Below are 25,434 nucleotides of genomic sequence, written 5' to 3'. Positions count from 1 at the left end.
GCTCAAGCTGGCCGCCGACGCCTGGCTGTATCATATCGACGATACCGGGAACCGGATACTGGATCAGAAGCCGGTCATGAAACGCAGTCGCCATGACGGCCGTGAGCGACTGCGCTCCGGCATTCATACCTCCGGCATGATTGCCGAGCAGCGCGACGGTCCGCCCCTGGTGCTGTACCAGACATCGCTCAGCCATGCCGGTGAATTACTGGACGATGTCCTGCGCCTGCGCAGTGACGGCAGCCCGCCGCCGCTGGTGATGAGTGATGCGCTCTCATCCAACCATGTCAGCCGCACCCCGCTGCGCATCGCCCTGTGCAATGCACACGGCCGGCGCAACTTTGCCGATCTGGTGGTGCACTTTCCTGAAGAGGCGGAGGCGGTACTGACGCGTTACCAGCTGATCTGGCAACACGACACTGAAGCGACTGAGCAACAGATGACGCCCGCGCAGCGGCTGGCCCATCACCGCGAGCACTCATTTCCGGTGATGGAAGACATCCGCCGCTATGGCGCAGACCGGCTGGCTGCGAACGCGGCTGAAGCCAACAGTAGCTTTGGCCAGGCGGTCAACTACTTCAACAAGCACTTCGACGGACTCAGCGCATTCTGCCGCCATGAGGGGGCACCGCTCGACAACAATCGCATGGAGCGTGGTCTCAAGCTGCCGATCCGTAATCGCAAGAACGCCATGTTCTTCAAGAGCGCCGCCGGTGCGGCCATCGCCGATGTGATCACCTCAGTGATTGCGACCTGCGCCTTTGCCGGAATCAATCCGCTGATTTACCTGCGCAGCGTCCAGCGCCATGCCAGCGAAGCCAGGCAAAGTCCGCAGAACTGGTTGCCGTGGACCTATCAAAGCCATAGCAGTCAAGACACCAAAGCCGCCTGAGCGCGCCCTCCAGACAGGTCTAGCACAAGCGTAGCGCGAAGTTGCGCTATGCTGCCGTAAGGTCACGCAGAGTATTCAGGGATGCCCGTTGAGCCTTCCTGACGCTTCACGATATCCAGCTCGACAGTAGCAATTGCGCCAGATTCGACTATATCTGAGAGGACTTTGCCGCAGCCGATGGGCGGTAACTGATTGGGGTCGCCTGTCAGAATGATGCGTACCGACGGATCGAGGTGTGTGACGATCCTATACATGGTCGGCAGGTCGATCATACTGCTTTCGTCGATAACCAAAAGATGCTTGGGCTGGACCAGTGAGGGTGAGATCGGCTCCTCCCGCAACAGGCGAGCAATCGTCTTGGTGAAAAACCCGATGCTTTCGTGCAGTCGCATGGCCGCCCGGCCAGACAACGCCACGGCATGAACTTCATAACCTAGACTGGCATAAGCTTTGAGCACGGTTCGCAGCACCGTGGTTTTGCCCGTTCCGGCACCGCCAGTTATACAGCTCACCGCGTTGGTAAGACTCGATTCGACCGCCTCTATTTGTTGCTCGGTCAGATCGTAAGGCAGCTCCAGAACGGCCTCTATTAGCGCCTTGAAGACGGATTCGTCTTCATCCTTGATAGTGGCCAGGGTCTGGAGTCGTTTGGCGACGACCGACTCCATCATTAGCTGGGCGGTGGGGTGATAGGTCCCAGTCTCCGGCCTGAGGATGAACTGGCCATTGCGGTGACCTTGAGAAAAGGCCTCCGATACCAGCTCTTTGTCGCCTAGAAGCTTTATGATCTCGGGGTTCAGAGCCTTATGCGTGGCGTAGGTGTGCCCTTTTTCGACCTGCTTGCGGATCGCGCTTTCTAGGGCCGCTGCGAGCCTCACCGGAGTCGATTTCTCTAAGCCCAACTGCTCGGAAATGGCATCGATGTCGGCAAACGACATCCCGAAGCCTAAGAGAGCGTAAGGATTACCCTTGAGTACATCGACGGTGCGTTCATCGTGGTATTTCAGAATGCGTTGTTGGATACGCAAAGGGATTCCGAGCGAGGCCAGCCAATTAGCATGTGCGAGGTTTCGGTATTTGGCGTAGCCGTTATATATGGCGTCTACAGATACATCACTCAGAATACCCCTCAGAAGCTCCCTGTGATCCGCTGTGTCGTATCGCAGCATCTGGTGTAGTTTGCTGCCGAAGGCGTCCCAGAGCGCCCGTGCTTTCACCTCACCAATGCCGGTGAAATCCCTGTCTGACGCGATAAAGCGGATCAGTGCTTCACCGGATTCTGGTAACGTGCATTCCATTTCAACCGGCGCGTTATAGACATGCTGCTGTAATTCATAGTCGCCTGCCTCAACCACCTCCAATACCCGCTCACCACGCACGCGCCATTGCTGGCCCACGGATGGTTTGATGGGCAGTGATTGGTTTTCGCACCGGATGGAGATGATGTATTTCCCGCTGTTGATGCAGTAGCTGTTGGCTTTCAGCGGGACACCAGAAAAGATCGTGTATTTCGCGCCTTCATGCTGGCAACTGGTTACACGGAAATAGTCTTCATTCACGGGGCGACACCAAATTCCGTCAGCACCTCGGATAACTCGCCATAGCGCTTGAGTTTGGCTTCAAGCGTTGCTACACGGGCTTTCAGCTCAATGTTTTCCTGCTCCAGCACTGAGAGTCGTTTTGACTCCAGGGACCGCTGATTGGCGCTGGCATCGTAGGGCTTTGGCGCAGACCGTTGTTGCTGTGCGGTTTCAGTCAGTGGCAGTAATACGCCTCTTTCACGGAGGTCCGTTTCCAGATGATCCAAGGCCGATTTTATCGCTGGATTCTGGCGCAAGGCGCTCTTTCCGATACCGATAGCGTTGGCGACTTCGCCACGGTTTAACTGGCAGCGAAAGACGATCTGTTTGAAATCGTCATCGGTTTGCGTAGCGGCCCAACGCTGAAAGGCAACAAGGTTTTCGCGAGCTTTTTCTTGTCCATTAGCCATTCTCGATACTCAACACTTTGTCAAGGGCATCCACAAAACCGTTTCTAAGGACAACCTTGCCGTTTTGATCCTTGATGCTGCCGCGTTCTGTTTTAGTCCAGCCCTTTAATTTAAGGGATTCCTCAGAGATGGCGTCTTTCAATGCATCAATCTCGTGGCTCAACAGGCTCGGTAACCTCGATTCAGATTTGTCTTCAGCACCCGCTCGGTAGTCAATTTCCAATTTCTTGATCGATGCAAACCTTTTATTTTCGGCCCTCAATTTACGGACCTTCGAAATCAGGTCGAGTATGAGGAAGCGATGAGTTTTATTGCTTACCTCATCAATCCAATCGTACTCGCCCGAGGGCGTGGTCTGTGCTTTGATCGCTTTCTTTTTCTGGTCTCCAAGCGCCTGCCAAGCCTCAATGACCGCTCTATAATGTTCTCCGGTTTTGTTTCGGATGGTCTGTTCGCTAGGAGCGCCACGACTGGCTCCTAGCTTCGCAATCGTTGAGATTCTGAAATCAACCGCGCCTGACTCGTGATGCTCCTTGCAAGCGGCGTGAAGGGCCTCCAGGGACTTCCTGGAACGAGAATTTTTCATTTGGCCCAGTACAGCCTCGTAGACTTCGTTCGGTTCACTCATTGCAGCTCTCGATTCCTAGCGGGAATTTCAAAGACCCGTTCATGGCTGACTCGATCTCTTGGCGCACATCACCTAGCTGTAGTGATTCGGCGAGATCTTCCAAGGTGATTTGCCCATTGATCAACTGGTCAGCGACGTGCCAGTTATTCTGTGTCACTTGCATAATCAGCCGGACGACCTGATTGGCAGCTTTGAGCTGCTGATCCTCGGTCAACCGAAATATCGCGGGTGCAATCCCATTGGTGTCCGCCAATTTGTCGAGCATCTGACTGAGCAGGGGGCGTGCCCTAGAGGCACTGGCGCTCTCGTAAATTTCAGCGTTGGCACAGACCTCAGCGAGCAACCGAAACTCGCTGCTTTGCTCCTCTAAATGCATCTCCATTTCCACGTAATTGCCGCTGACGATCAGTTGGTGCTGGCCTGTCTCGGAGGTCTTCAGCAGTTCGGTAGATTGAGAAATCAGGCGGTATAAGTGCTGGAGATCCGTGAGAAGCATGTCGAGCTTTTTGGCTTTTTCCTCATACGCCGAGGTGATCTTTTTCAGCGTTCGCTCTTTACCAAAAACCTGTCCCGAAGACTCGGCATCGTACCGCTCGTCATCGAGCGTCTGCCTTTTTTCTTCGAGTTCGTGGTATTCATTGCGGGTGACATTGATTTCCAGAATGATTTCGTTGGCAATAGCCGACAAACCGCCCAGAAACGCCGGGCCGGTAATGAAGAAACGGCACTGAGGACAATTTCGAGTCCCAAGGTAGCCATTGGGCACCGGCGCGTACTGTGCTTCAACCTTCCGCTCAACCAGCGCCATGCCACCTTCGTCACACTTGTTGCCGCTCATGGGGCAGATTCCGAAACTCATAAGTTGGAAGGCTCCAGAGGGCCAACTAGGTATCAGACACTGATCCATGATGCTTCGGTCTGTGGCGATTAATTCCGGACGCGCCTCTTCGATTTTCTTCTGGAGGATGAGGTCTTCGTAACGATAGTGACTCTGCTCAAGTGCCCGTTTTTCAGCCGCCGCCATCTCCAGCCGCATTTTGCTGGCTCCTACCTTTGTGTAGTAAATCGTCATCACCAGCGAGGAATGACCAACCAGCTTTGAAATCACGGCTATGGGCGCTCTGCCGTCGACAATGTAGGCAGTGATAAGGCTGACGCGGAGAGCGTGAGGGGTAAATTGGCTCTTGTAATCCACGCTGTTCTTATTTTCGGTTTTCTCAGCGAAGTCCGCACCGGGCCTCTGACTATGAAACAACAGAGCAGGCAGAGTTCGTGTAAACGCGGTTGTCGTAAATATGGGCGACACCTTCTCATCACAGGTAATCGACGCCTGATCGCGAAGAAGGAACGCTTGTTTACCACGCCGTTTGAGGATGTCTTTGTTGGTCTTTTGCTTCAGCTTGATTTGCGTCCACGGTGTGAGTTCCTCGATAGGATTGTATTTGGACTGCCACTCCCGAAGCTGGATAACCCAATACGCTAGGTCTTCCGGCATGAAAGGAACTTCGTAGCCGCCCAGCTTCTTTCCGGTTTTGTTCGTCGTGATGTAGGCACTCAACTCACCGTCATCGTTCCCTTTCCGAATAAAGCCTTGGTTTCGCTTTCGGGTTGCAATCGGGTTTAAATTCTTGATCCAGTGGACCTGCCCATCACGCCATACCGGAAGGAATTCATCCCCCTCTCCGCTATCGAGCCAAAGGATCTGTTGACTGCGCAATGGAATGGACAGCAACGTGTAGAGAGCAACAATTTTCACGGGCGACCATAACTCGTACACCTCTTCAGAATAGCGCTTGCGACCTCGCTTCCGTTCTTTTGTCACTACTCGACAAACGCAGTTTGGGTCGTTCTCATCGATTAACTGAGGATCAACCTCGAACCAGCAGCCTTCGAGGAAGGGATGCAATTGATAGAGATCGCGAAACGACGTCGCCTCTAGCGGAACAAGATGCTGCTTGGCTCGTAAAATGGCATCCATGGGTAATGCGGGCTTGTTTGATTCACTGCGCCTGTAGCTGGGCAACTGGCCTAACAAGCCCTTGAGAACGGTTCTCAGCGGATTACGGTAGCCGGGCAGAACTATCAACTCACCGTTATCGTCCTCGTCAGAGCAATAGGTCTCCAAAACCCACTCGAAAAAAGCGGAACAAGCGTTATGCCGTGATTTTTTTACAGTATCTGCGGTGGCATTTATGAAGTTTTCGTACGCTCGCTCATTAAACGGGATATCCCTTGACAGCATGGCTCCCGGATCGTCAACCAAGCCCAACTTGTCCACGTGAAATCTAAGGAATGCTCTCAAATGTGAGTATTTGTTGGATTGGCCTGTACCAGCATTTACATAACACTGAATGGCTTTCCAAAACTCGGGGTATTTGCTGGTCAGTTCTCGATTAATGGCGTTTTCGTTGCCTAGGAAGTGAGGCCAACTTATCCAATCTCCGGCATAAAATTGGTTTGGGGTCGATACCAGCTTCGGGTCTTTTTCGTAGCCCCTGAAGTATTCCGCCCCTGATTTAAACCCCAAGCGTTGAGCGGCTTCGGACGCCTCGGCGACAGTGGCGTACCTCTTCACGGGGCGCTCAATGCCAAGGTAGCTGTACCAATCATCCCAATCTTCGGCATAGAAGTCGTTGGGAGATACTGTCAGCTTCGGGTCTTTTTTGTAGCTCTTCTGGTATTCCTTAATTGATTTGAATCCCAGGCGCTGAGCGGCTTCGGACGCCTCGGCGAGCGTCGCGTACTTTTCTCTGGGGCGCTCATTGCCAAGAAAACTGTACCAATCAGCCCAATGTTTGCGATAGATTTCGTCGGGATGGGATGGCAGCTTCGGGTCTTGTTTGTAGCCCTCTTTGTATTCTACGGACGTTTTGATTCCTAAGCGCTGAGCGGCTTCGGACGCCTCGGCGAGCGTCGCGTACTTCCCATCGGGGCGTTCAGTGCCAAGGAAGCTGTACCAACTACTCCAATCTTCGGCATAAAATTGGTCTGGGGTCGATACCAGCTTCGGGTCTTTTTGGTAGTCCTCATAGTATTCCGCCTGTGTTTTTAACCCCAAGCGTTGAGCGGCTTCGGACGCCTCGGCGACAGTGGCGTACTTCTCACTGGGGCGTTCAGTGCCAAGGAAGCTATACCAATCATCCCAATCTTCGGCATAGAAAACAGCGGGTTGTGATGGCAGCTTCGGGTCTTTTTGGTAGTCCTCATAGTATTCCGTCTGTGTTTTGAACCCCAGGCGCTGAGCGGCTTCGGACGCCTTGGCAAGCGCCGAGTACCTCTCGGGGCTCTCAACGCCAAGGAAGCTATACCAATAATCCCACTCTCCGGCATAACTTCGTTGGGGATTCGATGGCAGCTTCGGGTCTTTTTGGTAGCCCTCCAGGTATTCGGTGCGTGTTTTGAAGCCCAATCGCTGAGCGGCTTCGGACGCCTCGGCGAGCGTCACGTATTTTTCTCTGGGGTGCTCATTGCGAAGGAAGTTGGGCCAATCAGCCCAATCTTCGGCATAGTGTTTGTCGGGAGCTGCTGGCAGCTTCGGGTCTTTTTTGTAGCCCTTGTTGTACTCATCTCTTATTTCAAATCCCAAACGTTGAGCGGCCTCGGACGCCTCGGCGACAGTGGCGTACTTAGTTGTCATGAGTGAGTCCTTTCTTGATTGGAGAAATTAAGCCGTGCTCGGGCGACAATCTGCTCAAATGTGCTCGCATCTGCTTATCAGTGAGTTCGGTGTAGACCTGCTGACTTTCTATCGATTTATGGTGTAGGGCGTTTTTAATGATCAGAGAATCAGCGTTTGCATTAGCCAGAGCTTGCCCATACGAGTGTCGGTGGGCGTGTGCTGTCGTTCCCGCTTCTTTTGAAAACGGTAAACCAATTCTTTCAACGGCTCTTTTAAGCGATTGGTTATAGCCTTTGATTGAGTGCGGAGCGCCTGATTGCGTCGTGAATGCAAACGGATGTTTACCGCCATCGGGGTATCGCTGGTAGGTCAGGTAAAGCCGCCAAAGGTCGTTAAAGGTTTCACCAGCACTCCTTGGAAACCACCAAACCTGAAGAAAGTGGCGACTTTCATTGTCCTCTTTGGGTGCTTTCCAACCTGCATGCAGCGTATGGGATTTCGAATATTCAAATCGCGGTTGCATCCCATACTTATTGAGCAACTCTTCGCGCCTGCTGGGGCCGTTTGGACGGGGCCGCCCTTTATCGGGATGAAAAATTTTGACCAGTGCAGTTCCGTCCTCCCACGGAACGACATCTTCTACCCAAAAGTGAAAGCACTCGCTGAGCCTGAGTCCGCCGTAATGCATCAGCATTGTAATGAGCACATTCTTCAGGTCCAGGCGCTCATGAACTACGTCGCTCGTTCCAAAGCCATATCGCGTAAAGCCATTCCACAAGAGGTCGTCAATTCGTCCAGAAGGAAAGCTTTTCTTACTCTCATTGCCGTTAGAACGCGACACCTTCCTGGGCATGACCTTCCGGAAATAAGAAGGGTCTGGTTTGTTAGCCCAAAGGTGCGAAAAAAAAGCCCGCCGTTTCTTCTGGTAATAGGCTGCGAGGCCCATCCACTCCTCGTAACGAGTAGGTTTCACCGTTGGGTTTATCTGAAGCTTTTTCTCTTCGTACTGCTCAGAGAGCCAGTCTGTATATTGTGTTATGAGGCTGATTAGAAAGTTCGCGTCCTTATCCTCGCGTGGTTTCCACCGCAGCCAACTTGGATCGCTACCATCCTCGCCAATCGTTCCGGTGTAGAGGCTGTTTGAAAACTCTTGAAACAATTGGTGAGGAGTTTCAAAGCAGTCTTTATTCTGATTCGTGTAATCGATGAGGAGTCGAACCGCAAACGCGCTCCTGTCTTTCCAGCTCCGAGATTTGTATCGATGAACGATCAAATAATCCAAATAACTTTTCAGCAAACCATCTTGGGTGACGATCACCGGAAGACTTATCTTCGTCCCCGTGTTGTCTACTTTGATATTTGCTTCTATGCAGACGCTGTTCAGCACGCAATTTCCAATCGGTAAAATGGTATGTTTTTAATTCCACTATAAAAGCATGTATGCTCAAAAAAAACCAGATTTCGATTTCTGGCATAGGTTTTTGATGCTTTTTAGGATATTTTTTCTATTCCACTAATGTCATCGTTTAACTTGAAATAGTCCAGAAAATCGCCGCTCAGAAACAATGATGGCTTGATCAGGTGATCAATAACCACGCCGTTCACCTCCATGTTGTGCTCTGGCAGCATTTTCATCTGCACTTTACGGCCGGCCCGGTGATCTGCGCTAAGCTCGGACATACCCGATCGCAGCTCCCGGTTGGCGTCTTCCAGTTCTTGACGGTATAGCTGATTCAAGCGATTGATCCGCGCTCGCTCAAGGAGCTTTGCAATCACATCGTCCAGAGCGTTACGGTCTGAACTGCAAGGTTTTAGCAGGAAATCTGAGGCACCGGCTCGCATGAGCGCTACAACGTCAGCACCTGTGGCCTGTTCTGCGCAAGCCACAATCGGTATAAAATGTTCGCTGTCTTCAAGGCGGTTTGCCACTTTCTGAATGGCGTCTGGCGGTAAATCTGCAAATATGATGTCTGGTGCTGGCCCCTCGTGAAGCGCGCTGGCCGCTGACGGATTTGAATAACCCAGCGCGTAAAAGCCGCGAACTTCCAGGTAACGGGACAGTTCAGCGCGCGCATTTGCGTCGGAATCAATGATCAGAATGCGCTGAGTACGCGAAACCATGGCAGCTGCCCTAAACGACTGACGAGAAGCGGAAAACAGAGGGTACAAGGCTTATTCTGGCATTCCTCTGTGATATAACAAGCGGTATAGAAACCGGTACAACACCATTACGAAATCATTACGAAACCAAGAGTATCATCAATTTTAGGGAAAGCCGATTATGAGGCGCGCCGTAAACGACTTGCTCGGAGCCTACGACAAACTGATTATGGACCCGGTTCACGGGGCCATCCCCCTGTACCGCCATGAAATACAGGTGATAGACCACCCGCTGTTCCAGCGCCTGCGCAATATCTGCCAGAACGACATTCTCAGCCTGGTGTTTCCCGGCGCCACCCACTCGCGATTCTTACACAGCATTGGCGTGATGCACGTGGGCACACGCATGTTCCGTGCGATGATCGACGCCTATCTGCGCGAGCGCCAACTCAGTGAACAAACCGACCTGACCCTGAGCCAACTTGACGCTATCGACTACCTGGCCAAGACCATTCGCTTGGGCTGCCTGCTTCACGACAGCGGCCACTCCAGCTTTTCTCACCAGTTCACCCAGGCCCGGCACATTCGCGAACTGATGTCGCGGCCCGGAAGATTTGAGGATTTGTGGGCCAATGTGGACTTTCGCCAGTACCACCCGCAGCCACCGGAGGAACTGGAGCACGAGCATTATTCTGTGCGCGTGGCGCACGATGTTCTGAGCGCTATAGATCTGGCCGACGCCGGGCTGAACGCGGTCGACGTTATCGGCATTATGGAAACCACAGAGGTAAAGCCAAGCCCCACTTTCTGCAAGCACGCAGTGACTTTCTGGGAATTTATCGCCGGGGCCGATGCTCACGGAGGCGCCATTGTGGAAGACGATATTCCGGGGATGGTCATGAACCTGCTTTCGTCTATCGTATCCGGCGAAATCGACGCTGACCGGGCCGATTACATGCTGCGCGACGGCTTTCACTCGTCTGTCACCATTGGCGGCTTCAATCTGGACCATCTGTTGAGCAACCTGCGCTTTGGCTGGAACCCTCACGAGCCCTGGCTGGGACTGGCCATCACCCAGAAAGGCCTGGGCGCGCTGGAGGATTTCGTTTACAGCCGTTATCAGATGTACCGCAAGGTGTATGCCCACAAAACAGCGCTGGGTTTTGACTGGCTGCTGCGCGAGGCCATCAACGAAGTATTGGATGACGAAGAAAGTTTCCACTGGATTGATACGTGCCTGAGCAATATGCAGTGGTTTGCGGAGCTAACGGACAACTTCTTTTGGGAAGCGTTTCGTAAAGTGGCGCGGCGCCAGCCGGAAAGCTTTTCATTCTGCATCGTGAACCGGGTAAAGCTGCAACACCTGGATACCCGGGAAGATCTGAACCCAGACGCCATCGCCCAACACAGCCACTGGCTGGCCGGGCAGCTGGCGCTAAACCCGGCCAATGTGGTGACCTGTTCGATGTATGCACGTTTTTCCAATATTCAGGATAATTTCAACGGCATAAAGGTGCTTATGCGCAACCCCGTCAACCGACGCCGGTCACTGCAGAAAATCACCGACGTCAGCGCCTTTTTCAGTAAGTTTGGCGACGGCATCATCACCCATTTTTACACACGGCCGTTTACGCCTGTCCCGATCCACCAATAGCGTCCACAAGGCCTACGGCGCTGTTATAAGCGCCTTCTATACGCCCCCCTGCCAGCCAGTCACCGGCCAACCCCAATTGCTCGCTGGCGAACCAGGGGTGGCCAGGCTGAGGTTCGCCACCGGCATCCGAACGGGCATACAGCCAGCGGTGGGTTAAGGTTTCCAGTGCTGGCTCGGCGCTGCCGCTGAGCTCGGCGAAGGCCGCCATTAAACCATTCACCACTTGCTGGGAGTCGTCGTCGACGTGGGCATTTGTCCACTCGGGCGTTGCGTGCAGCACCCACCAATGGCCCGTAGCAGATTCATCAGATGCGTTCTCGCGACCCGGCTTGCTGGTGTTATCCGCTTGAATTGGCGACTCGGGCACCCTGGAAGCGCGGCCAGGGGTTAGTACTGAACTTCACCGCTACCGCCCAACACGGCAAAATCTGTGACACCGCCGTGTTCAGTTCGCTTCCAAGCAGCTTCGCTATGACCGCGGCAGCCAGCCTAGCCTGCTGCGTCCCAACGTGGAGTTCGTTCAACCCCGATTCAACGAGCGCCTAACGGTCGGTTATGATTCAGGGAGCGTTGCCATCGAATGGCAATCACCCGCCCAAGAACTTGAACAGTTTCGCTTGGACAGCAATAACAGCCTGGTGGTGGATTCTGGCTTTGACAATCTGGTCCGGCAAAACTGGCAGACCGTGGTTGAGGGCGGCTCTGTAAACTTCGAGTTTCTGGCGCCAACCCGCGGCAGTTACTACAGTTTTGTGATGGAGCCTGTCGATGACAAGAGCGGCAGCGACCGCATTCGCGCCGATCACCTGATTCAGATTCGCCCGACCAGCCTGTTTCTACGATTAATAGTGGAACCCATTTTGCTTGGCTATAACCAGCAAGGTGCCCTGACCCACTATTCCGGCCTGACCAATATCCGTCGCAACCAGCAAGAAAATATTCAAGCGGATATCGTCTATAGCGTAATGGAATACCCCCCCTGTCCGCTGCTGGCACCCTAGTATCCCTAAAGCGAAAACCAAGCGCCATTCCCTCGCGGTTTCAATGTGTTAAACTCCCATTAAACTTGTGCCGGAGAACCGTCCCCCATGATGTTTGTGTCATTCAACGTCAACAGCATTCGTACACGCCTGCATCAGCTTGCCGCGGTTATTGAGCAGCTGAACCCGGATTTTATCGGCTTGCAGGAAACAAAAGTCAGCGATGAAGATTTTCCGCTGGCAGACATAGAAGCGCTGGGTTACCACGTGCATTTTCACGGCCAAAAGACCCACTACGGCGTGGCGCTTATGTCAAAAATGGCGCCCGACAAGGTATACAAAGGCTTTCCTGACGACCTGGACAACGCCCAGCGCCGACTGATTACCGCAGACTTCACCGTGAATGGTGAAACCCTGACCGTTATCAACGGCTACTTTCCCCAGGGCGAAAGTCGCGATCACCCGGTGAAGTTTCCAGCAAAGCAGAAGTTCTATGCGGATCTGATGAGCTACCTGGATGAGTTGAAGCTGCGCAATACCAAAGTGGTGGTGATGGGCGATGTGAACATCTCCCCGACTGACAAAGATATCGGCATTGGCGCCGACAACGCCAAGCGCTGGCTGCGTAGCGGTAAGTGCAGTTTTCTGCCCGAGGAGCGCCAATGGCTGGGTGAGGTTGAAAGCCGTGGCTATACCGATGTGTTCCGCCACCTTCACCCCCACGAAGCGGATACGTTCAGCTGGTTTGATTACCGCAGCAAAGGTTTCGATCGCGAGCCAAAACGCGGGCTGCGCATTGACTTGATCATGGCCAGTGACAACTTGCTGCCCCAGGCGAAAAGCGCCGGCGTCAGCTATGATGTTCGGGCTATGGATCGCCCTTCTGATCATGCTCCGGTATGGGCCAGATTCACGCTCTGATTCTTTCTTCGTCAACCAGGGAGGTGGTCGCGGGTTATGGCAAAGATCAAAACTCGCGATCGCATTCTCGATACCAGCCTGGCGTTGTTCAACGCCCTGGGTGAGCCGAATGTAACCACGCTGCTAATCTCCGATGAACTGGACATCAGCCCGGGCAACCTCTACTACCACTTCAACAACAAAAGCGACATTGTCAGTGAACTGTTTGAAAGCTTCGAGCTTCAGATGCACGACCTGCTGGCCGTGCCCGCAGACGCTAGCATAAGCCTGGACCAACAAAATTTCTTTTTGCATCTATTATTCGAAGCGGTGGCCCACTACCGTTTTCTGTATCAGGATCTGGTGAATGTGCTGTCGCGCCATCCCCGGCTACAGCCAAAATTTCGCAAAATATTGAAGCTGAAAAACACCGCGTTCCACACCATCTGCACCAGCTTCAGCGCCCAGGGGTTTATGACCATCGGCACCGAAGAGTTAGCCACTTTATGTGACCAGTTAACGCTAACCACTTGTTACTGGAGCAGTTTTGATACGCTTTCACATCTTGATGATCGTAATGCGGTGGACCCCGGTCGCGGCGTATACCAGACCATGTGCCTGATGTTGCCTTACCTGGCAGCAGAGGAAAAAGAGCAGGCTTTGCTGATCAGCCGAAGCTATCTCTGACGCGGAAAGGATGTTGATTGTGGCGATGGCGCATAACGCGGGCCGTTACTCTTCTTCATTGTAGCCGGGTATTTTTTGTTTCATAAGCTCAAGTTCGGCTTCCAGGCGCTCTACCCGCTTTTCCAACGTCATGACATCTTCCTGCCGATACATTCCCAGCCTGCGCAGAGCGCCAGATACCCGCTGATCGAACAAATGCTCGAGTTTGTCCCAGGTGCCTGTGGCGCGCTCGCGTACGCCCTCTACCCGGTCTTCCACCGACTTCAGCTGTTTCTCGACCACACCGCGGGTGCGGTTTTCCATCTGCTCGCCTTCCTGCACCAGGCGCTCGAAAAACCGACCGGTGTCTTCTTCGGCCTTATTGAAGGCGCCTAGCCCTGCCAACCAGATCTGTCGTGCCGAATCCTTTATTCTGCCCGGCAGTTGGGCATCCGCATCCGTATTTTTGTCGTGTTCATCGGTCATGGCAAAACCTCCAGGCAGGCGCCGAAGCGCGAGTTACAGCAAGGCTCCCATTGTATTACAGCCGGCGCCCGATTGCAGTCTAGTGTCCCGTCTGGCTAATTCGTAAGCCTACTGCTTGGCGCTGAGGCTTTCTTTTGCATGTTCGCCGCGGTATGCGATTATACCCGTCTATTTTCAAACTCGATTTCGGGAGATAAAGCCATGGACCTCAGAAAAATTAATGACCGTATTTCGGTAACACCGCAGATTCAGATAGCCGACCTGCCCGCCATAGCTGGCCTGGGTTTCAAAACCCTGGTCGCCAATCGCCCGGATGGCGAAGAACCTGGCCAGCCGCTTATGGCGGATATCGAAAAAGCCGCGAGTGAACATGGCCTGCAGTGGGTATACATGCCGGTAGCCTCTGGCAACATCAGCGATGATGACGTGGAACGCTTCGGCGCAATGATCCGCACAGCCGACGCCCCCGTACTGGCTTTCTGCCGTTCCGGAACTCGCTGTACTGTTCTTTGGGCGCTCAGCTCGGCTGGTGAGACCCCGGCAAAGGAAATATTCGAAAAAGCCCAAAGCGCCGGTTACGACATCAGCGGAATTGCGCCGCGGCTGGCTCAGCAGGCTCAGAAAAAGAGCTAATAAGCCGACGCCCCCACTCGCACAGGCAATCAGTCAGGATTCATTCATGCAATTTAAAGGTTCCGAAAACTTCCGCCACAACCAGCCGGAACGCCTGGGCGTGCTGGTTACCAATTTGGGGACACCCGATGCCCCAACCCCCTCGGCACTGCGGCGCTATCTGGGGGAATTTCTGTGGGACCCTCGCGTAGTAGAAGTGCCCCGCCCTTTATGGTGGCTGATTTTGCACGGCGTCATCCTGCGCATTCGCCCGTCACGCAGTGCCAAAGCCTACGCCGGCGTGTGGCAGCCAGAAGGCTCGCCGTTAATGACCCACACGGCTGACCAGGCCAGCGCCATTAGCGAAGAGCTCAAAGCCCGTTACGGCGACAATGTGGTGGTGGGATTTGCCATGCGCTACGGCAACCCATCCGTGGCCAGCGCGCTGGACGAAATGCAACGGCAAGGCGTGCGCAAACTGCTGGTATTGCCGCTGTACCCGCAATACTCCGCGTCTACCTCAGCCTCCACCTTTGATGCCATCGCCCAGGATTTTGCCAAGCGCCGCTGGTTGCCAGATTTTCGCTTTATCTCTCATTACCACGATTTTCCACCTTACATCGAGGCCATGGCTGAGCTTATCGAAGCCCATTGGGTAGAGCACGGGCGCAAACAGAAACTGATGCTGTCTTACCACGGCGTGCCGAAGAAATACCTGACCAAAGGCGACCCTTACCACTGCGAATGCCACAAAACATCGCGCCTGCTGGCTGAGCGCCTGGGTCTGGCAAAAGATGAATACATGACCACCTTCCAGTCAAGATTTGGCCGTGAAGAATGGTTGAAGCCTTATACCGACGAAACCCTGAAGTCGCTTCCCGGCCAGGGTGTCAAATCCGTGGATGTATTCTGCCCGGGTTTTTCTTCAGATTGTCTGGAAACGGTAGAAGAAATCGACGAAGAAAACCGCGAGTACTTTATGGAATCCGGCGGTGAGGCGTTTAATTACGTGACCGCACTGAACGCAACGCAGGGACACATTGATGCGTTGGTCGCTCTGATCGAGCAGAATATTGAAGGCTGGCAAATACCGCAGAATAATCCGGAACACTTAGCTGAGCGCCAGGTCCTGGCCGATGCGCAGCAGGCAGCGGTGTATCCACACGAAACGGCAAAACTGTAGAAGCTTGTATCCGCTGGGCTCCTGTTGTACCCGGGGACAGATTTCAAATCTGTCCCCTTATTCCTATTAATCTATCCCCGTCATTTTACCTGTGTCAGAATCTTCAGCATATGCTAAGAGACCAACACCATGGTATCCGTCAAATCGCTACACGGCTCGGCCCAACTGCTTCTGGATGTGGCTGGTGGCGTTACCCGCATAGCCGAACGGACACACCGCACGATTGTCCGCGAGATAAACCCGTTAAACCGGCTGCGTGACGTTGCAGGCGTGCCCTCTAAGGAACGGGAGGGCCACACATATCAATTTATTCAGTCAACCATGTTTTCATTGCAACAAGGCTTGCATCGATCCCTTGACGGGTTCTCAGCGGATGACGAACCCCCACACTCGGCACAAAGCGAGAAAGTCGCAGCTGCGTTGAATGGTGTCTGCGGTGATCATCTGGAAGCCAGTAACAATCCCCTGGCGATTACCATGCATTTCAGAGATAGCCAGGGCGCAAAACTAAGACCTGACTCAGACAGCGTGGGCGCCATGTTTCCCGACGCCAGTCCGCGCATCGTGTTACTGGTACACGGCCTGTGCCTGTCACACGAGTACTGGAAAGGCCACGACAAAGCGGATTTGGGTATCGAACTGCAGCGAGCCCATGGCTTCACACCGCTGTACCTCAACTACAACACGGGCCGGCATATTTCCAGTAACGGCAGGGAGTTAAGCGAACAACTTCAGGTATTAATAGACGCTTGGCCGGTCGAAGTTGAAGAGCTGGTTCTGATTGGCCACAGCATGGGCGGGCTGGTTATCCGCAGCGCCTGCTGGTATGGCAGCGAGCCGACATTACCTTGGACCCACTTGGTCAAAAAAGCGCTTTACCTGGGCTCACCCCATCACGGCGCCGCACTGGCCAAAGCCGGGCATTTACTCACCTTCGTCATGCAAAAGTTCCGCTACGCCAGCCCCTTTGCGCTTGCGCAACATACCAGCGCCGGTATCAAAGATCTGCAATATGGAAATTTGCTTGACGATGACTGGGAAGGTATCGATCAGGATGAGTTTCACCCCGACATCCGCAAGCCAGTTCCGCTTCTAGAAGGCGCCCGGCACTATTTCCTGGCCGCCACCATTGGCGATCACCCCGGAGATTTTTCGAGCACCATGGTGGGGGATCTTCTGGTGCGGCTCGATAGCGCAAAGGGGCATCATTCTGATGATTTGAAAAAATTACACATACGCTCGGAAGACTGTCGGGTGTTTGAAAAATTGAATCATCTGGCACTGCTCGACAACAAAGTCGTGCATGACCAGATCTTGGAATGGCTGGCTTGATAAAGCAGTGGCAGACCGGCTTCACCTGGGGACAGATTTTAAATCTGTCCCCTTCGAACGCTCCCTACTCTTCGTAGATCATCTTGCGCACCATGCCGCCATCCACCACGATGTTTTGCCCAGTGATGAACCCGGCTTGAGGGGAAATCAGATAATGCACCATCGCCGCGATATCGTCGGGTTTACCGACTCTGCCTGCGGGATGCTGGGCGTGGTCCCGTGCGCTTAGGAGCGCGGACTCCTGGCCTGCCTCCGGCTCGCGGGTATCGATCCACCCCGGGCTGATGGAGTTAACTCGTACTTCCGGCCCCAGGCTGACAGCAAGAGCGTGGGTCAGGGCTACCAGTCCGCCCTTGGTGGCAGCGTAGGCTTCGGTATTGGCTTCAGACTGCACAGCCCGCGTAGAGGCAATATTGATGATAGCTCCCCGGGTAAGGCGCAGGTGCGGTACTGAGTGTTTCGCCATTAGAAAGGGACCGGTCAGGTTTACATCCAGTCGTTTCTGCCATTCCGCCAACGACAGATCTTCCACCGCGCCGGTCACCGGATCGGCCAAGCCGGCGTTGTTCACCAGCGCATCCAGCCGACTTCCCCAGCTTATAAGCTGACGCAACGCCAACTTGACGTCGCCCTCATCTGCCACATTGCAGCGCACGTAAAGCAGGTTGGCGGGATCCCCAAACGCTGTGGCAATCTCATTCGCGGCAGTGTCATCCAGATCGAAAAAAGCGACGCGCCAATTCTGCTTCAGCAGGTACGCCACTATGCCCCGGCCAATGCCATGAGCTCCACCGGTCACCAGGGCCACTTTGCGATCATCAGACATAGGCCAGACTCCTTGGTAAACCTAAACGGAATACACTGGCAGGGGCTAATAGATCTGTCCAGTTCACGTCCAGTCTATTATTGCATCGCTGTAAAACAGCCGGAGAACTCAGAAAACCAGGGAAGAAATTCAAACGTATTTACAGAAGTGGTCGCGATTATGGACCAAAGGGATCTTTTTTTCGGGGAATATTGACTTGAGAAGAAAGTGGCGGTGGGTCAGGGATTCGAACCCCGGGAAGGCTATTAACCTTCGGCGGTTTTCAAGACCGCTGCATTAAGCCACTCTGCCAACCCACCCTATTCTTCCGCTGCCGCCTAGCGACAGCCGGGGGAATGATACCGGAATTCTTATCTCTGTCAACGCCCTGCACAAAATTTAGCGCTAGAAACTGAAAAAATCAGCTCCAAAGTTAAGCCAGAGCTACGACAGAGTTAAACAAGCGTTACGTCAACTTAATGAAATTTTTCAAGCTTGCGATTGTCACAGTAGTTAACGAAAACCCGGACGAAATTACCCGTTTAATGATTGAAAGTTGTGAAATCGACATTATTATAGACTACAGTATATGACCTTTTGAGATAGCATCTGACCATTTTGAATAGCACACAGTTGGTTTAGAAAGCACCCAGTCGCTTTAAACGGAGATAACAATGGAAAACAGACAGTACAACGTTCAGCAGAGTGCTAGCGACAAGATTGCCCGCGGGTCCGCGACCGCACCTATCAGTGCTTCAGCGACCAAGGTTCTGCGCAACACGTACACCCTGCTTGCAATGACGCTGGCATTCAGTGCAATTATGGCGGCTGTTGCAATGTCGGTCGGCCTGGGCCGGGGCACAAGCCTGATGTGTAGCCTGGGCGCTATTGCCCTGGTTTGGTTTGTATTGCCACGTACCGCCAACAGCTCTGCCGGTATTGCAGTGGTGTTCGCATTCACCGGCCTGCTGGGTCTTTCACTAGGCCCGATTCTGCTGTACTACCTCCAGTTCTCCAACGGCGGGCAGATTGTTACCCAAGCTCTTGGCGGAACCGCGCTGGTGTTCTTCGCTCTTTCTGGCTACGTTCTGACCACCAAAAAAGATTTCAGCTTCATGCGTGGCATGTTGGTTGCGGGCTTGGTTGTGGTACTTATCGCCATGGTAGGTGGCATAGTGGCCAGTATGTTTGGTGTTGAGATAACGGCCTTCAGCCTCGCTCTCAGCGCTGCTATCGTGCTGCTGATGTCAGGCTTCATTCTGTATGACACAAGCCGTATCGTTAACGGTGGCGAAACCAACTACATCATGGCAACCACCGGGTTGTACCTGAACATCTACAACCTGTTTTTGGCCTTGCTGCACCTGCTGGGCGCGTTCGGTGGTAACGACTGATTTAATCTGGTTTTAAAGTAATCCGAAGCCCCGGCACTTGCCGGGGTTTTTGTTATCAGACAAGATTCCAAACCATGGCTGACATTTCTCTGCAAACCTACACAGTGGTAATAACCGGAGCCCCCTACTCATCCCAGGCTCCTCAAACCGCGCTGGACTTTGCCCGTGCGGCCGTTGCCGCAGGCCACCAGATTGACCGTGTCTTTCTCTACGGCGATGGCGTTCATATTGCCTCGGCCCTGATATGCCCGCCCTCTGACGAGCCCCACTGGCCTCGGCTATGGTCTGAGTTCCTGGCGGAGCACCAGATCCCAGCCGTAGCGTGCGTCGCCTCAGCGCTGCGCCGTGGCCTCATCGACAGCGGCGAGCAACAACGTTACGAGTTATCCGCACACAACATAAGGGCGCCGTTTGAAATCGCCGGACTGGGCGAGTGGGTGGAAGCTGGCACTTGCAGTAAAATTATCTACTTTCACAGCGGAGCCTGAACATGACGACGTTAATTGTTATTGACCAGGCACCCTATGGCAGCTGGAGCGGGCGCGAAGGTCTGGATATGGCGTTCTCACTTGCGGCCTTTGACCAAAGCTGCGCTCTGCTGTTCAACGGTGCCGGTGTAAACTGGCTTCGCACCGGACAGCAACCCGACGGCCTTGGCCAAAAGTCCGTGGCACAAAATCTGGGCGCGGCGGCCATTTTTGGCGTTGAAGCTCTGTATGCCGATGCCCAGGCTTGCCAACGCTATGGCCTGGCGAATGACGCTATAATTGCTGGCGTAACCCTGATAGCACCTGACCAGACGTTCATGACGGGCTTCGAAAAAGTGACGTTCGCCGGCTGACTAACGGCGACCAACACCCACCCCGTTCGCGAATTGATAAACCGCCTGTTAGGGCGAAAACCATTGGACCACCTTATGAACCAGTCTGTTGCAGACTTACCCGCCCACATTCACACCCTGCACATACTGAACAAAACGGTGGAGCATCCCAGGGCTGCACAGTGCCTTGCAACGCTGGCCACCGCAGACACAGTGCTGCTGATTGAAAACGCGGTGTTAAGCGCGCCTGAAGTTGCTGCTGCGGCGCCCTGCCCGGTGTTCATGCTGGCCGCCGACGCCCGTGCCCGCGGCCTGATTGCCAAATCCGGGGCGGGCACCGAAGCGACGGGAGCTACACCACAGATAGGCTACGAGCACATGGTGCAATTGAGCGCTTTGGCCACACGCATCATCAGCTGGTGAAATCATGATCAACACGCCAACACGTAACAATGAAGGTTTTCTGGAAGATGCCCACAGCTGGACACCGCAGATCGCTGAACAAATAGCCGCCGATAACGGTCTGGAACTGTCGCCGGCCCATTGGGAAATTGTGCAGTTTTTACGGGATTTTTATCAGCAGCACGCCATGTCACCGCCCTCAAACCGGCTATTTGTAAAAGCCGTGAAGGAAGCTCTGGGTGAAGACAAGGGCAACAGTATTTACTTAATGCAGTTGTTTTCCGGTACTCCGGCCAAAAGCGCCTGCCGCGTTGCGGGTTTGCCACGGCCTACTAATTGTTTGTGATGCTAGGACCGGGGACAGATTTGAAATCTGTCCCCTTCGGTTTCCCTTGTGTTGGGCGAACGCTGTTATTGATAGTACGCGTTTTCAGTCACGGTGTGATCGGTCACGTCGCGCACGGCGGTTACTTCTGGAACTCGCTCTTTCAGGGTGGTTTCAACGCCCTGTTTCAGGGTTAGGCTGACGGCGGAGCAGCCCTGGCAGCCGCCGCCGAAGCGCAGCACTACGATGGAGCCGTCGACAATTTCAACCAGCGACACTTCGCCGCCGTGAGACGCTAGGCCCGGATTGATTTCCGACGCAAGAATGTAATTCACCCGATCTGGCAGGGGCGCGTTTTCATCAACATTGGCCACCTTGGCGTTCGGCGCCTTGATTGTCAGCTGACCGCCCATTTGATCCTTGGAATAATCCACGTAGGCTTCTTCCAAAAATGGCACCGAAGCATGGTCCAGATACAAAGTGAACTTTTCCAGATCGAACTGCTCGTCCGTCGGCACAATTTCGTTGGGCGGACAGTAAGCAAGACAGGTTTCGGCGTTTTTGGTGCCGGGCTGGGTGACGAAAATGCGCACACCCATACCTTTAACGTCCTGTTTTGAAATCAGTTCCGCAAGATAATCCCGCGCGGGGTCGGTCACAGTTACCACGGACATATTCTTAACTCGCTTTAGAATTTGAACTCATTTTACGGCAGATGGCGGCAACATGAAAGACCAACCAATTTGGTTGGTCTTTATGCGGTATAATGACTTTCCGCTATTACTCCAGTGTGGATTATCCAGCGTGTCAACTACGCCAGAGGCGCCGAATTTGCTATTATTTGCCGCCGAATATTAACGGCAACGCCCTAGCGCCATTTTTACAGCGCTCGGTAGCCAGCAACGCCCGTGCCTGTTTTAAAACAATCGACGAAAGAGAAGCCCATGACTGATCGCACCACCCGCCTGAAACAACTGCACCAAGCCCTTAAAGAACGCATTGTGATTCTAGACGGCGGCATGGGCACCATGATCCAGCAACTGAAGTTGGACGAAGCGGCATTTCGGGGTGAACGATTTGCCAACTACGCGAGCGATCTGCAGGGCAACAACGACCTGCTGAACCTGACCCAGCCCGCGCTTATGCGCAATATTCACGCGGATTACATGGATGCGGGCGCAGACATCATTGAAACCAACACATTCAACTCTTCACGTCTGTCGCAAGCGGATTATGGCCTGGAAGACATCGCCAAAGAGCTGAACGTGGCTGGCGCCCGGATGGCGCGAGAAATCGCCGACGAGTTTACCGCCAAAAACCCCGCAAAACCGCGTTTTGTGGCTGGCGCCGTTGGTCCCACGTCGCGCACCGCCTCGCTTTCACCGCAGGTGAACAACCCGGGCTATCGCAACGTGGACTTCCAGGGCCTGGTGGACAACTACTACGAAGCGGTAGAAGGGTTGGTTGAAGGCGGCTGCGACCTGATTCTGATCGAAACGATTTTCGACACCCTGAACGCTAAAGCTGCCATTTACGCCACCCAGCAATATTTTGAAGACAGCGGTATTGAACTGCCAATCATGATTTCCGGCACCATTACCGATGCCTCCGGGCGCACTCTTTCCGGCCAGACCACCGAGGCTTTCTGGAATTCCATTGCCCATGCCAAGCCCATCTCGGTCGGCCTGAACTGTGCCCTGGGCGCCGACGCCCTGCGGCCATATATAGAAGAGCTGTCCGCTAAAGCGGATACCTATGTCAGCGCCCACCCCAACGCCGGTCTGCCCAACGAATTTGGTGAGTACGATCAAACTCCGGAAGAAATGGCAGGCATCATCGAAGGTTTTGCCCGCGACGGTTTTCTTAACATTATCGGCGGTTGCTGCGGTTCGCGCCCGGACCATATTGAAGCCATCGCTAACGCGGTCGCTAAATATCCGCCGCGAAAAATCGCACAACCCAAACCCGCACTACGCCTGTCGGGCCTTGAGCCGTTTACCGGTGATGAACACACCTTGTTCATCAATGTGGGCGAACGTACCAACGTCACCGGTTCCAAACGTTTTTTACGCCTGATCAAAGAAGAGCGCTACGAAGAAGCTCTAAGCGTGGCCCGGGACCAGGTTGAGAATGGCGCGCAAATCATTGATATCAACATGGACGAAGGCATGTTGGAATCCAAAGAGGTGATGGTCACCTTTTTGAACCTGGTGGCTTCAGAGCCAGACATCTGCCGCGTACCCATCATGATTGACTCCTCCAAGTGGGACGTCATCGAAGCCGGTTTACGCTGCATTCAGGGCAAGGCGGTGGTGAACTCCATCAGCCTGAAAGAAGGTGAAGAAGAGTTTTTCAAGCGCGCGCGGGACTGCATGCGTTACGGCGCCGCCGTGGTGGTTATGGCGTTTGACGAACAAGGCCAGGCCGATACTTTCAAGCGCAAAACCGACATTTGCAAACGCTCTTACGATGCATTGATCAGCATTGGTTTTAACCCGGGTGATATCATTTTTGACCCGAACATTTTTGCCATTGCCACCGGCATTGAAGAACACAACAACTACGCGGTGGACCTCATCAACGCGTGCCGCTGGATTCGCGCCAATCTGCCCTATGCCTCAATATCCGGCGGTGTCAGTAACGTGTCTTTCTCGTTCCGTGGCAACGACGTGGTGCGCGAAACCATTCACTCGGTGTTCTTGTACCACGCTATTAAAGCCGGCCTGAATATGGGCATCGTCAACCCCGGCCAGCTGGTGATTTATGACGACATTGAAGCGGAACTGAAAGAAGCCGTAGAAGACGTGGTGCTGAATCGCCGCGAAGACTCTACCGACCGCCTGCTGGAACTTGCCGAGCGCTTCAAAGGCCAGGGCGTAAAAACCCCGGAAGAAGATCTGGCCTGGCGTGATCTGCCGGTCAAAAAACGCCTTGAACACGCCCTGGTGAAAGGCATTACCAGCCACATCATTGAAGACACCGAAGCCTGCCGACAAGAAGCGGATCGCCCCATCCACGTGATTGAAGGCCCGCTGATGGACGGCATGAACGTGGTCGGCGACCTGTTCAGCGACGGTAAAATGTTCCTGCCTCAGGTGGTCAAAAGCGCCCGCGTTATGAAGCAGGCAGTGGCCCACCTGCTTCCGTTTATTGAGGCGGAGAAATCCGAAGACCAACAGGCCAAAGGCAAAATCCTGATGGCCACGGTGAAGGGCGACGTGCACGACATCGGCAAGAACATCGTGGGCGTGGTGCTGCAGTGTAACAACTATGAAGTCATCGACATGGGCGTTATGGTGCCCTGCGACAAGATTCTGGCGGCGGCAAAAGAACACAACGTGGACATTATTGGCCTTAGCGGGCTGATCACGCCGTCACTGGACGAAATGGTGCACGTAGCCCGTGAAATGCAGCGTCTGGATTTTCACCTGCCACTGATGATTGGCGGCGCTACGACCTCCAAAGCCCACACCGCAGTAAAAATTGAGCCGCACTATAAAAACGACATCGCCCTTTACGTGTCAGACGCCTCGCGCTGCGTTAACGTGGCCTCAAAACTGCTGAATAAAACCGCTAAACCTGACCTGGTAAAAGCGGCCCGAGCGGAGTATGACGAAATCCGCGAGCGCCGCAAAAGCCGTAGCGAGCGCACTAAACTGGTGTCGTTGAAGGAAGCTCGCGACCGCGCGCCGGAGATCAACTTTGACAACTACGTGCCCCCCAAGCCGGCCTTTTTGGGCGCCCGCTTGTTCGAAGAATACGATCTGAACGAACTGGTGCCTTACATTGACTGGACACCGTTCTTTATTTCCTGGGACATGTCGGGCAAATACCCGCAGATTTTTGACGACCCAAAGCGCGGTGCGGTCGCCAAAACCCTGTTCGATGAAGCCCAGGTTATTCTTCGCAAAATGATTGATGAAAAGCGTGTAACCGCCTGTGGCATAGCTGGTTTTTGGCCGGCAAACCGCCGTGGCGATGACGTGGTGGTGTACACCGACGAAAGCCGCACGGAAGAGCTCGCCGTGCTGCACCACCTGCGTCAGCAAGATGAAAAAGCACCCGGAAAGCCGATGATGGCGCTGTCAGACTTCGTGGCGCCTAAAGGCTATGAACACCCTGATTACGTAGGTGGCTTCGCAGTCACCACCGGCATCGGCGCTGAAGAAATGTCTAACGAGTACAGAGACGCCAACGACGACTACAACGCCATTATGGTGAAATCTCTGGCAGACCGCCTGGCCGAAGCCTTCGCCGAGCGCCTGCATGAGCGCGTGCGCAAAGAGTTCTGGGGCTACGCCGATAATGAGAGTATGGACGCCGCCGAGCTGATCAAAGAACGCTATCAAGGCATTCGCCCGGCACCCGGTTACCCCGCTTGCCCTGACCACATTGAAAAAGGCACGCTGTTTACCCTGCTGGACGCCACCGCTAAAACCGGCATCACCCTGACCGAGCACTTCGCCATGTTCCCGGCCGCGGCGGTCTCTGGCTGGTACTTTTCGCACCCGCAGTCCAAATACTTTGCCGTCGGCCGCATTGGCGTAGACCAAGTTGAAGACTATGCTGATCGTACCGGCCAAACCAAAGCCGAAGCCGAACGCTGGTTACAACCCAGCTTGGCGTACGATCCAGCGGAATAACGC

At 54.0% G+C, this 25,434-nt stretch carries 24 protein-coding genes and 1 tRNA gene; 14 read left to right on the top strand and 11 right to left on the bottom strand.

All coding sequences use genetic code 11. The annotated features are described in order from the left end of the window. A partial coding sequence (locus tag A3OI_RS0118630; protein ID WP_018405718.1) for an IS66 family transposase occupies nucleotides 1-892 on the top strand: 892 nt, incomplete at its 5' end. A gap of 62 nt (nucleotides 893-954) precedes the next feature. On the opposite strand, the gene A3OI_RS20900 is transcribed toward A3OI_RS0118630, so the two are convergent. The 6 genes from A3OI_RS20900 to A3OI_RS20895 all read right to left on the bottom strand — a co-directional run bounded on the left by A3OI_RS20900 (nucleotide 955) and on the right by A3OI_RS20895 (nucleotide 9,250). Then, nucleotides 955-2,451, bottom strand: a complete 1,497-nt coding sequence (locus A3OI_RS20900; protein ID WP_018405717.1) for an AAA family ATPase — start codon at nucleotides 2,449-2,451, stop codon at nucleotides 955-957. Further along, nucleotides 2,448-2,882, bottom strand: coding sequence for a VPA1267 family protein (locus A3OI_RS0118620; protein WP_018405716.1), 435 nt, complete (start codon nucleotides 2,880-2,882; stop codon nucleotides 2,448-2,450). The genes A3OI_RS20900 and A3OI_RS0118620 overlap by 4 nt, the downstream gene beginning before the upstream one ends. Next, nucleotides 2,875-3,510: a gamma-mobile-trio protein GmtX gene (gene gmtX / locus A3OI_RS0118615; RefSeq protein ID WP_018405715.1), complete on the bottom strand. Its 636-nt coding sequence runs from the start codon at nucleotides 3,508-3,510 to the stop codon at nucleotides 2,875-2,877. Before gmtX ends, A3OI_RS0118620 begins: the two co-directional genes overlap by 8 nt. Further along, the gene (gmtZ, locus tag A3OI_RS0118610; protein ID WP_018405714.1) at nucleotides 3,503-7,147 is read right to left on the bottom strand and encodes a gamma-mobile-trio integrase GmtZ; all 3,645 of its coding nucleotides are present in this window, start codon (nucleotides 7,145-7,147) and stop codon (nucleotides 3,503-3,505) included. Before gmtZ ends, gmtX begins: the two co-directional genes overlap by 8 nt. Beyond that, entirely contained in the window at nucleotides 7,137-8,516 is a 1,380-nt protein-coding gene (gmtY, locus tag A3OI_RS0118605) for a gamma-mobile-trio recombinase GmtY (protein ID WP_018405713.1), read from the bottom strand. The genes gmtZ and gmtY overlap by 11 nt, the downstream gene beginning before the upstream one ends. A 104-nt stretch (nucleotides 8,517-8,620) precedes the next feature. Continuing rightward, nucleotides 8,621-9,250 (bottom strand): response regulator, encoded by a 630-nt coding sequence (locus tag A3OI_RS20895; protein WP_018405712.1) that lies wholly within the window; start codon nucleotides 9,248-9,250, stop codon nucleotides 8,621-8,623. A gap of 160 nt (nucleotides 9,251-9,410) precedes the next feature. On the opposite strand from A3OI_RS20895, the gene A3OI_RS0118595 reads away from it, so the two are divergent. Then, complete coding sequence (locus A3OI_RS0118595; protein ID WP_018405711.1) at nucleotides 9,411-10,883, top strand: HD domain-containing protein; 1,473 nt, start codon at nucleotides 9,411-9,413, stop codon at nucleotides 10,881-10,883. Here A3OI_RS0118595 and A3OI_RS0118590 read toward each other — a convergent pair. Next, complete coding sequence (locus A3OI_RS0118590) at nucleotides 10,858-11,250, bottom strand: NAD(P)/FAD-dependent oxidoreductase (protein ID WP_018405710.1); 393 nt, start codon at nucleotides 11,248-11,250, stop codon at nucleotides 10,858-10,860. The genes A3OI_RS0118595 and A3OI_RS0118590 overlap by 26 nt on opposite strands. A 142-nt stretch (nucleotides 11,251-11,392) precedes the next feature. Here A3OI_RS0118590 and A3OI_RS20890 point away from each other — a divergent pair, with 142 nt between their 5' ends. From A3OI_RS20890 to A3OI_RS0118575, 3 genes are all read left to right on the top strand, one after another. After that, nucleotides 11,393-11,884 (top strand): hypothetical protein, encoded by a 492-nt coding sequence (locus A3OI_RS20890; protein WP_018405709.1) that lies wholly within the window; start codon nucleotides 11,393-11,395, stop codon nucleotides 11,882-11,884. Nucleotides 11,885-11,971: 87 nt separating this feature from the next. Further along, the gene (gene xthA / locus A3OI_RS0118580) at nucleotides 11,972-12,784 is read left to right on the top strand and encodes an exodeoxyribonuclease III (RefSeq protein WP_018405708.1); all 813 of its coding nucleotides are present in this window, start codon (nucleotides 11,972-11,974) and stop codon (nucleotides 12,782-12,784) included. Between the two features lie 36 nt (nucleotides 12,785-12,820). Further along, on the top strand, nucleotides 12,821-13,450 hold the full coding sequence (locus A3OI_RS0118575) for a TetR/AcrR family transcriptional regulator (RefSeq protein WP_018405707.1): 630 nt from the start codon (nucleotides 12,821-12,823) through the stop codon (nucleotides 13,448-13,450). 45 nt (nucleotides 13,451-13,495) lie between these two features. Here A3OI_RS0118575 and A3OI_RS0118570 read toward each other — a convergent pair whose 3' ends face one another. Next, nucleotides 13,496-13,915, bottom strand: a complete 420-nt coding sequence (locus A3OI_RS0118570) for a phasin family protein (protein WP_018405706.1) — start codon at nucleotides 13,913-13,915, stop codon at nucleotides 13,496-13,498. Between the two features lie 201 nt (nucleotides 13,916-14,116). Here A3OI_RS0118570 and A3OI_RS0118565 point away from each other — a divergent pair, with 201 nt between their 5' ends. The 3 genes from A3OI_RS0118565 to A3OI_RS0118555 all read left to right on the top strand — a co-directional run bounded on the left by A3OI_RS0118565 (nucleotide 14,117) and on the right by A3OI_RS0118555 (nucleotide 17,042). After that, on the top strand, nucleotides 14,117-14,548 hold the full coding sequence (locus tag A3OI_RS0118565; RefSeq protein WP_018405705.1) for a TIGR01244 family sulfur transferase: 432 nt from the start codon (nucleotides 14,117-14,119) through the stop codon (nucleotides 14,546-14,548). Nucleotides 14,549-14,594: 46 nt separating this feature from the next. Then, nucleotides 14,595-15,710, top strand: a complete 1,116-nt coding sequence (gene hemH, locus A3OI_RS0118560; RefSeq protein WP_018405704.1) for a ferrochelatase — start codon at nucleotides 14,595-14,597, stop codon at nucleotides 15,708-15,710. Nucleotides 15,711-15,839: 129 nt separating this feature from the next. Further along, nucleotides 15,840-17,042 (top strand): esterase/lipase family protein, encoded by a 1,203-nt coding sequence (locus tag A3OI_RS0118555; protein ID WP_018405703.1) that lies wholly within the window; start codon nucleotides 15,840-15,842, stop codon nucleotides 17,040-17,042. 64 nt (nucleotides 17,043-17,106) lie between these two features. Here A3OI_RS0118555 and A3OI_RS0118550 read toward each other — a convergent pair whose 3' ends face one another. Together A3OI_RS0118550 and A3OI_RS0118545 are read right to left on the bottom strand one after the other, a co-directional pair. After that, the gene (locus A3OI_RS0118550) at nucleotides 17,107-17,868 is read right to left on the bottom strand and encodes an SDR family oxidoreductase (protein WP_018405702.1); all 762 of its coding nucleotides are present in this window, start codon (nucleotides 17,866-17,868) and stop codon (nucleotides 17,107-17,109) included. A gap of 208 nt (nucleotides 17,869-18,076) precedes the next feature. Next, nucleotides 18,077-18,167: transfer RNA gene (locus tag A3OI_RS0118545), tRNA-Ser, on the bottom strand. Nucleotides 18,168-18,521: 354 nt separating this feature from the next. On the opposite strand from A3OI_RS0118545, the gene A3OI_RS0118535 reads away from it, so the two are divergent. The 5 genes from A3OI_RS0118535 (at nucleotide 18,522) to A3OI_RS0118515 (ending at nucleotide 20,809) form a co-directional block, all read left to right on the top strand. Then, complete coding sequence (locus A3OI_RS0118535) at nucleotides 18,522-19,241, top strand: Bax inhibitor-1/YccA family protein (RefSeq protein WP_018405700.1); 720 nt, start codon at nucleotides 18,522-18,524, stop codon at nucleotides 19,239-19,241. 74 nt (nucleotides 19,242-19,315) lie between these two features. Continuing rightward, a complete protein-coding gene (gene tusD, locus A3OI_RS0118530; protein ID WP_018405699.1) occupies nucleotides 19,316-19,729 on the top strand; it encodes a sulfurtransferase complex subunit TusD in 414 nt (137 codons plus the stop codon). A gap of 2 nt (nucleotides 19,730-19,731) precedes the next feature. Next, nucleotides 19,732-20,082 (top strand): DsrE family protein, encoded by a 351-nt coding sequence (locus A3OI_RS0118525; RefSeq protein WP_018405698.1) that lies wholly within the window; start codon nucleotides 19,732-19,734, stop codon nucleotides 20,080-20,082. A gap of 75 nt (nucleotides 20,083-20,157) precedes the next feature. Beyond that, nucleotides 20,158-20,484 carry a DsrH/TusB family sulfur relay protein gene (locus tag A3OI_RS0118520; protein WP_228703042.1) on the top strand — a complete coding sequence of 109 codons (327 nt, stop codon included), beginning with the start codon at nucleotides 20,158-20,160 and terminating at the stop codon, nucleotides 20,482-20,484. 4 nt (nucleotides 20,485-20,488) lie between these two features. Continuing rightward, nucleotides 20,489-20,809 (top strand): TusE/DsrC/DsvC family sulfur relay protein, encoded by a 321-nt coding sequence (locus A3OI_RS0118515; protein ID WP_018405696.1) that lies wholly within the window; start codon nucleotides 20,489-20,491, stop codon nucleotides 20,807-20,809. A 65-nt stretch (nucleotides 20,810-20,874) separates the two neighbouring features. Here the strand turns inward: A3OI_RS0118515 and nfuA are convergent, their stop codons facing one another. Further along, entirely contained in the window at nucleotides 20,875-21,462 is a 588-nt protein-coding gene (gene nfuA / locus A3OI_RS0118510) for a Fe-S biogenesis protein NfuA (RefSeq protein WP_018405695.1), read from the bottom strand. Nucleotides 21,463-21,732: 270 nt separating this feature from the next. Here nfuA and metH point away from each other — a divergent pair, with 270 nt between their 5' ends. Further along, the gene (gene metH / locus A3OI_RS0118505) at nucleotides 21,733-25,431 is read left to right on the top strand and encodes a methionine synthase (RefSeq protein ID WP_018405694.1); all 3,699 of its coding nucleotides are present in this window, start codon (nucleotides 21,733-21,735) and stop codon (nucleotides 25,429-25,431) included. The last annotated feature ends 3 nt before the right edge of the window (nucleotides 25,432-25,434 follow it).

The sequence above is a fragment of the Marinobacter gelidimuriae genome, from assembly GCF_000372805.1.
Classification (GTDB): domain Bacteria; phylum Pseudomonadota; class Gammaproteobacteria; order Pseudomonadales; family Oleiphilaceae; genus Marinobacter; species Marinobacter gelidimuriae.
Note: the sequence above shows the minus strand (reverse complement) of the source record. Positions and strands in the feature narration are given on the sequence as shown.

Excerpts from the sequence above, each read along its gene's own strand:
- A3OI_RS0118525 (WP_018405698.1), top strand. The coding sequence starts at position 19,732 with ATGACGACGTTAATTGTTATTGACCAGGCACCCTATGGCAGCTGGAGC.
- A3OI_RS0118575 (WP_018405707.1), top strand. The coding sequence starts at position 12,821 with ATGGCAAAGATCAAAACTCGCGATCGCATTCTCGATACCAGCCTGGCG.
- gmtX (WP_018405715.1), bottom strand. The coding sequence starts at position 3,510 with ATGAGTGAACCGAACGAAGTCTACGAGGCTGTACTGGGCCAAATGAAA.
- hemH (WP_018405704.1), top strand. The coding sequence starts at position 14,595 with ATGCAATTTAAAGGTTCCGAAAACTTCCGCCACAACCAGCCGGAACGC.
- A3OI_RS0118565 (WP_018405705.1), top strand. The coding sequence starts at position 14,117 with ATGGACCTCAGAAAAATTAATGACCGTATTTCGGTAACACCGCAGATT.
- A3OI_RS0118595 (WP_018405711.1), top strand. The coding sequence starts at position 9,411 with ATGAGGCGCGCCGTAAACGACTTGCTCGGAGCCTACGACAAACTGATT.
- A3OI_RS0118620 (WP_018405716.1), bottom strand. The coding sequence starts at position 2,882 with ATGGCTAATGGACAAGAAAAAGCTCGCGAAAACCTTGTTGCCTTTCAG.
- A3OI_RS0118520 (WP_228703042.1), top strand. The coding sequence starts at position 20,158 with ATGAACCAGTCTGTTGCAGACTTACCCGCCCACATTCACACCCTGCAC.
- A3OI_RS0118550 (WP_018405702.1), bottom strand. The coding sequence starts at position 17,868 with ATGTCTGATGATCGCAAAGTGGCCCTGGTGACCGGTGGAGCTCATGGC.
- A3OI_RS20895 (WP_018405712.1), bottom strand. The coding sequence starts at position 9,250 with ATGGTTTCGCGTACTCAGCGCATTCTGATCATTGATTCCGACGCAAAT.
- A3OI_RS0118555 (WP_018405703.1), top strand. The coding sequence starts at position 15,840 with ATGGTATCCGTCAAATCGCTACACGGCTCGGCCCAACTGCTTCTGGAT.
- nfuA (WP_018405695.1), bottom strand. The coding sequence starts at position 21,462 with ATGTCCGTGGTAACTGTGACCGACCCCGCGCGGGATTATCTTGCGGAA.
- gmtZ (WP_018405714.1), bottom strand. The coding sequence starts at position 7,147 with ATGACAACTAAGTACGCCACTGTCGCCGAGGCGTCCGAGGCCGCTCAA.
- metH (WP_018405694.1), top strand. The coding sequence starts at position 21,733 with ATGACTGATCGCACCACCCGCCTGAAACAACTGCACCAAGCCCTTAAA.
- xthA (WP_018405708.1), top strand. The coding sequence starts at position 11,972 with ATGATGTTTGTGTCATTCAACGTCAACAGCATTCGTACACGCCTGCAT.
- A3OI_RS0118535 (WP_018405700.1), top strand. The coding sequence starts at position 18,522 with ATGGAAAACAGACAGTACAACGTTCAGCAGAGTGCTAGCGACAAGATT.
- A3OI_RS0118515 (WP_018405696.1), top strand. The coding sequence starts at position 20,489 with ATGATCAACACGCCAACACGTAACAATGAAGGTTTTCTGGAAGATGCC.
- A3OI_RS0118570 (WP_018405706.1), bottom strand. The coding sequence starts at position 13,915 with ATGACCGATGAACACGACAAAAATACGGATGCGGATGCCCAACTGCCG.
- tusD (WP_018405699.1), top strand. The coding sequence starts at position 19,316 with ATGGCTGACATTTCTCTGCAAACCTACACAGTGGTAATAACCGGAGCC.